General features: G+C 56.3%; 1 protein-coding gene, 1 tRNA gene and 1 rRNA gene. 1 reads left to right on the top strand and 2 read right to left on the bottom strand.

The genetic code is table 11. The annotated features are described in order from the left end of the window. Nucleotides 1-739: 739 nt before the first annotated feature. Entirely contained in the window at nucleotides 740-4,228 is a 3,489-nt protein-coding gene (locus tag MXE39_RS12585) for a filamentous hemagglutinin N-terminal domain-containing protein (protein ID WP_246979048.1), read from the top strand. 1,041 nt (nucleotides 4,229-5,269) lie between these two features. On the opposite strand, the gene MXE39_RS12580 is transcribed toward MXE39_RS12585, so the two are convergent. Both MXE39_RS12580 and rrf read right to left on the bottom strand, forming a co-directional pair. Further along, nucleotides 5,270-5,345 (bottom strand) — tRNA-Thr (locus MXE39_RS12580). Nucleotides 5,346-5,358: 13 nt separating this feature from the next. Further along, a 5S ribosomal RNA gene (gene rrf, locus MXE39_RS12575) occupies nucleotides 5,359-5,474 on the bottom strand. Between the last annotated feature and the right edge of the window lie 10 nt (nucleotides 5,475-5,484).

Genomic DNA, 5,484 nt, shown 5'->3' with positions numbered 1-5,484 from the left:
GTGACCCTCAACTGGTCAGGATATGGCATCAATGCCGAGCTCGACCTGAGCCAGGCAATTGGCACAGCCCCAATATTTGCCCAGAACGATGCTGCAGCCCGCTTCCGCGTCAGCTACAGCTTCTAAATATAGAAAGGCCATATCCCAGGAGGGCACAAAAACAAAAAACTGCACAAACGAAAAAAAACTAAAAATCAGGGCAACACCCCAAGGTGTCACCAGGATAACAGTAAGCAGCGGCAGCGCAGGCCGCTGCCCGAGATAACAGTAAGTGCAGCCGCTCCTGCGGCTGCCATCCTGAACAGACAGCACAACGATAAAAGAGATAACAGTTTCAAGGACGGCCTCTACGGGCCGCCTCGGAGATAACACAAAGCATCGCAGCCGCGATGTGCCATGAGATAACAGCAGCATAGCTGCATCCCGACCGCCAAACTCAGGAATGGGGCTGCAGGGCACGGGCTCTGCCTCAGGCCCTGCCCGCAATGCGGCCAGACCAGGGGATCAGGCAGGTGCTGAAAAATGCAGCTGAAAAATTCAGAAAAACACTGTACAAACTGTTTTGTAAAGTGTATAGTAAATTCAGTGCGGTCCTGAAGATAACAGTATCAGCAGCCAATAACAGTATGGCTGGCAAATCAAACAGACAAAGTAAAAAGCGACCTCACATCAGTCGCATGGATAACAGTTTTTACCCGGCAGCAGACCGGGGCATACCGAACAAATTAAGGAAGTACTTATGAGCCTTACCACCGCTACCCGCCTTAACAGCGATCTCTCCACCCTCATGTCCATTCCGGTTGAGCTGGCCTCCTCAGCTGACGCCTCCACCACCGGCTGTACCCGCGCCGCCTGCAGAGGCCATGCTGCAGCAAAGGCAGCTCACGGAGCTTCCTGCGTCAGTGGCGCCAGAGTACAGCTGTGCGACAGCCGCTTTACCGGAGCAAAGTCAGCCACCGGCTCTCATGCCTTTACCGCCTCTGAGGCCGCGCTGCTGGGCCTGAACACCTTCCACGGTCCAGCTGAGCACGCAGCTGCTTCCTGCAGCAATGCTCAAAGCTCTGCCGGTGGCAATGGCAGCAGCGGCACCAGAGTTGGCAGCAATGCTGGCAGCAAGGGCGACTGCAGCACCGACGACCGTGCTGACAAAGGCAGTAGCAAGGACGGCGATGCCGTCCATGGCGCTGGCGCAGCAGGCGCCACTGGCCGTGCTGCCTGCTCAGGCGGCTCTGCCTGCTCAGGCAGTGCAGGCGGCGCTGTCGGCACAGGCGGTGAAGCCGCCTGGGCTGAACAGGAGGCTGGTGTGGCCCGTGAACTGGGACTGCCTGCCAATTTCAATCCGCTGGTGACCCGCTGCATTATTCGCAACGGGGTTATGCTCAATTCAAAGGAATCCCGTCAGCACAGCCTGCATCTTTATGACCTCATCAAAAAGGGTATGACCCGCACTGCTGCCGTGGTGATGGCTCTGACCATGAGTATCCCTGTATGGGTCAATGATGCCCAGGCCCGTCCGGCAGCCGGTCTGCCGGTCAATATCAGTGCCACCAATGCCACTGTCACTCATAACCCTAATCTCAATGATCTGAGCATTCACAGCACAGCCCCCAACTCCCTGCTGATCTGGGACAGCTTTAATGTCGATGCCGGCCACAGCGTTACCTTCTCCAGTGATGCACGAGGAGCAGCATCATTCCTCAATGTGGTCAAAGGCGGCGGTCGCAGTCACATCAATGGCATGCTCAAGACTCAGGCCAATACCACCGGTACCGGCCCGGCTACCGGAGCCAAGTCCTTTAATGTCTATATCATCAATCCTGATGGCATTACCCTTGGTACCAAAAGCTCGGTCTCGGGTATAAAGAATCTCTACCTGGGCACAGCCAAGCCCGATCAGAAACTAATGGACCGCTTCAAGGACAGCAACCCGGCCGCTGCTGCCATAGGCATGGACAGCCTGCCTGATACCCTTGGTATGGGCAAAGTAAAGATGTTCAACCGCATCAGCGCTGACAATATCAAGGTCAACGCAGGTCAGATAGTAATTGGTGAGGCCGATGAAGTGCTGTCAGTAGCCACTGACAAAACCGGTCTTGAGCTGCACAGCTCCACAGGACGCATCGACATAGGCGGCAAGCTCGACAGCAAGATGGGCAATCAGGTGCTGACCTATCGCCAGTTCCTTGAGAACAGGGGCCTCAAGGCAGCAGGCAAGGACGAGGTCAATGCCCATGGCACCCACGCAAAGGGCCTGTATGTAGACCACTCTGATGCCTTTGCCATTTATGAGGGCTCGGACTTCCATGAGGGCCTCAAAGAGACTGTTAACAATGGCCACGGTCCTGTTACTGAAAACCGCCTCAATCAGAAGCTGTGGCTGGCCGATGACATTGTGCTTGATTACGACAATACCCCAGGTCAGTACGGCTATGAGTTCACCGGCAGCTTTGACGGTGCCTTCAACACCATTACCCTCACAGGTGAGGTAAGGGACAATGGCAAGGGTAATGTGCACGGTATCTTTGGCAAGGCCAGCAACGCCTCTTTCAGCAATCTCAAGATCATGTCTGACGGCCTTGCGCTGGACAGCTCCCTCAATGGCAAAGAGCTGCACTTTGGAGCCCTTGCTGGTGTACTTGATAATGCAACTGTCAACAATGTGGAAATCCGTGGCTTTGAACTCGACCTCAACGGTAATGCCCTGCATGCTGACTCCAGCATCGGTGCTCTGGCAGGTACAGTCAAAGGCCACAACAAAATGAGCAATACCACAGCCTCATGGTCCACCTTTACAGCCGATGAGCTCTCTGCCGCCAGAACAGGCGACAAGGTGGGCAATTTTGCAGGCCGCATCGACGGCAGCATTGACAAGGCCTGGATGGTCTACAGCCCTGCTCACACTCCAGAGCACACCGGCACTGCCGTGCTTGCCGCTGTGGGCAGCGGTGATGGCAGCGCCATTGCAGGCAGCTTTGCTCAGGCATGGCAGAAAGCTCACCATGAGCTCACCGCCTCAGGCATGAGCTCAGAGCAGGCCACTGACTTCCTGCACACTTCCTACGCCACCGATGGCAGCCTTGCTGACGGCACTCTTTCCGGCCGCTACAAGGGCTTTATGCAGCCATTTTTCATTGAGGACTTCAACTTCACCTATGATGGCACCAGCCACAACTATGCAGACCTCGTGAACAATGAGGGCTTTGATATCAATGCCCACCTCAACAAGAACAATGGCCTTGACTACTCCCAGAGCAATGCCGGCCAGCACGAGTTTGTCTTCACTACCTCTGACAAGAGCGGTGCCGGTGGCCACGACTTCTATTTCAGCTACAGCCATGCCGGTGATACCTGGGATAAAAACGGCGGCGGCAGCGGCTCCATTCATGACCGCAACAACCGCCACGACAGCATGTCTGGCACCGGTACCCTTAACATCAACAAAAAGCAGCTCACCGTTAACATCAAGGATCAGACTGTAGTCGAGGGTACTCAGGCCAACACAGCCATCGACAGCACCACTGTAGAAAATATCGACCAGATCACTGCAGCTCTGGGCAAGGGCGACAGCCTTGCTGACCTCAACCTGTCCCTGAAGGTCGATCCTGTAACCGGCGAAATCACAGCCGAGCATAACAATGGCAATTACGAAATCATCGTCAACAAGGGCAATCTGACCGTTACCCCTAAGCCAGTTCCACAGCCTCAGCCACAGCCAGAACCTCAGCCGCTGCCAAAGCCAGAGCCAGCTCCAAACCCACAGCCAGCTCCACAGCCAATGCCAGAGCCTGCACCAGTGCCTCAGCCACAGCCTGTACCTCCAGTACAGCCAGAGCAGCAGTTCAGCGCCGCTGACCTTGAGGGCACTGCCGGTTCCCAGACTAAATGTCAGAACTGCAACAGCTACGAAAGCGCTGACCTGCAGGGCCTGCTGTCACTGCACAACCTTGCCTACGTGGACCTGAGCCAGATGGACTACACCACCGAGATCCTGGCCGCCCTCGATGACGGCATAGCCCCAGAAAAGCTCGGTGCCTTCATCGCCCAGCGCAACAGCTCAGGCAAGCCAGAACACCAGGAACTGCCAGAGCAGCCATCACCACTGCAGGTTGCTGACAGCATGACCGAACAGAACACCAGCGAGCAGACCGGCACCGCTGCCGCTGCAGCAAGAGCTGCAGCAGCAGCTTCAAGCACCGGAGTCATCCTCACCATGCAGGCTGCTTACTAAGCTGTAAGTCCCGCCCCTGGTACAGCAGCCAGGCACAGTCAGGCTGACACCAGGACACACGGACCCCAGACAGGCAGGCAATACCACCTCCTGCCGGGGCTGCCAGAGACAGGCCGGGACATGAGATACCCGGCACCACACAGCCAATGCAGAAACTGCAGGCCGGGCCGGTACTTACAGGTCGAACCAGTTTACTTATGCCAATAGTTAAAGGGCCGTATGCGCAAGCATGCGGCCCTTTTTTGTGCCTGGATCAAGCACTCACCTGAACAAGGTTCTGTCCCGTGCAGCACTGAATGCTGGCAGCAGCGCAGCGGCGTGCCGTCTCAGCCATGTCAGCAGCGAAGAGCCGCATGCCGCCTCAGTCATGGCAGCAGCGCAGCGGCTTGCCTCCTCAGCCATGGCATCTGTTGCCGCCCATCTGATGATGTCTGGGCTGCAGCTTACAAGCTGCTGGTGAGATGGTATGAGCTGAGGGGCAGGCAACATGCTCTGGCGCATGCGGGGCGATTTGCTGTGAGCTGCTGGAGGCGGAGAATCTGGTTGTTGGCGGCTTAGCTGCATGCTTAATTGCTTTAGAAAGCATATATGCAATGCTTAGCAGCTGCAGGCTCAGCCAGGAACAGCCTGAACACGGTGTTTGAGTGCGGCTTGTGGGTGTGAAGGCTGCGTAGCAAGGCTGATCGGCGGCTGACGGGGCTGATCTGATTGAACGTTCAGAAATCTTGTAGAGATGAATGAGTTTGGGGTGAGGTCAGGAAGGATGAGCTTGCTGCTGGAACAGCGGTTGGGAAGGATAAACCTGTTGCTGGAGCAGCGGTCCGTACGGCAGCTGGCTGATGCCTGCGGCTGCGGTTGAGATGGGATGATAGACTGGATGGTGGCAGGATGCGCTGCCTGGATGTGGCGGGTGGTGGTGGCTGGCCGTCAGGCCAGGCCAGGCCGGCCGCGCAGCGGGCGGCGTGGGGTGCTTCTGGGCGTGTGGAGAATATGTATGGCCCAGAAACGAAAAAACCACCTTACGGTGGTCAGTTCAAAAAGTGGTGCTGATACCGAGAATCGAACTCGGGACCTCACCCTTACCAAGGGTGCGCTCTACCAACTGAGCCATATCAGCACTCAAAAATATAGCCTGGCGATGACCTACTCTCACACAATCGTACGTTGCACTACCATCGGCGTTACTGCATTTCACTTCTGTGTTCGGAATGGGGACAGGTGGGACTACAGCACTATGGTCGCCAGACAAATCTGTA

It is taken from the genome of Anaerobiospirillum sp. NML120511 (genome assembly GCF_023050955.1).
Lineage (GTDB): Bacteria > Pseudomonadota > Gammaproteobacteria > Enterobacterales > Succinivibrionaceae > Anaerobiospirillum.
Note: the sequence above shows the minus strand (reverse complement) of the source record. Positions and strands in the feature narration are given on the sequence as shown.

Bases quoted from the DNA above. Each gene is read 5' to 3' on its own strand.
- MXE39_RS12585 (WP_246979048.1), top strand. From the start codon at position 740: ATGAGCCTTACCACCGCTACCCGCCTTAACAGCGATCTCTCCACCCTC.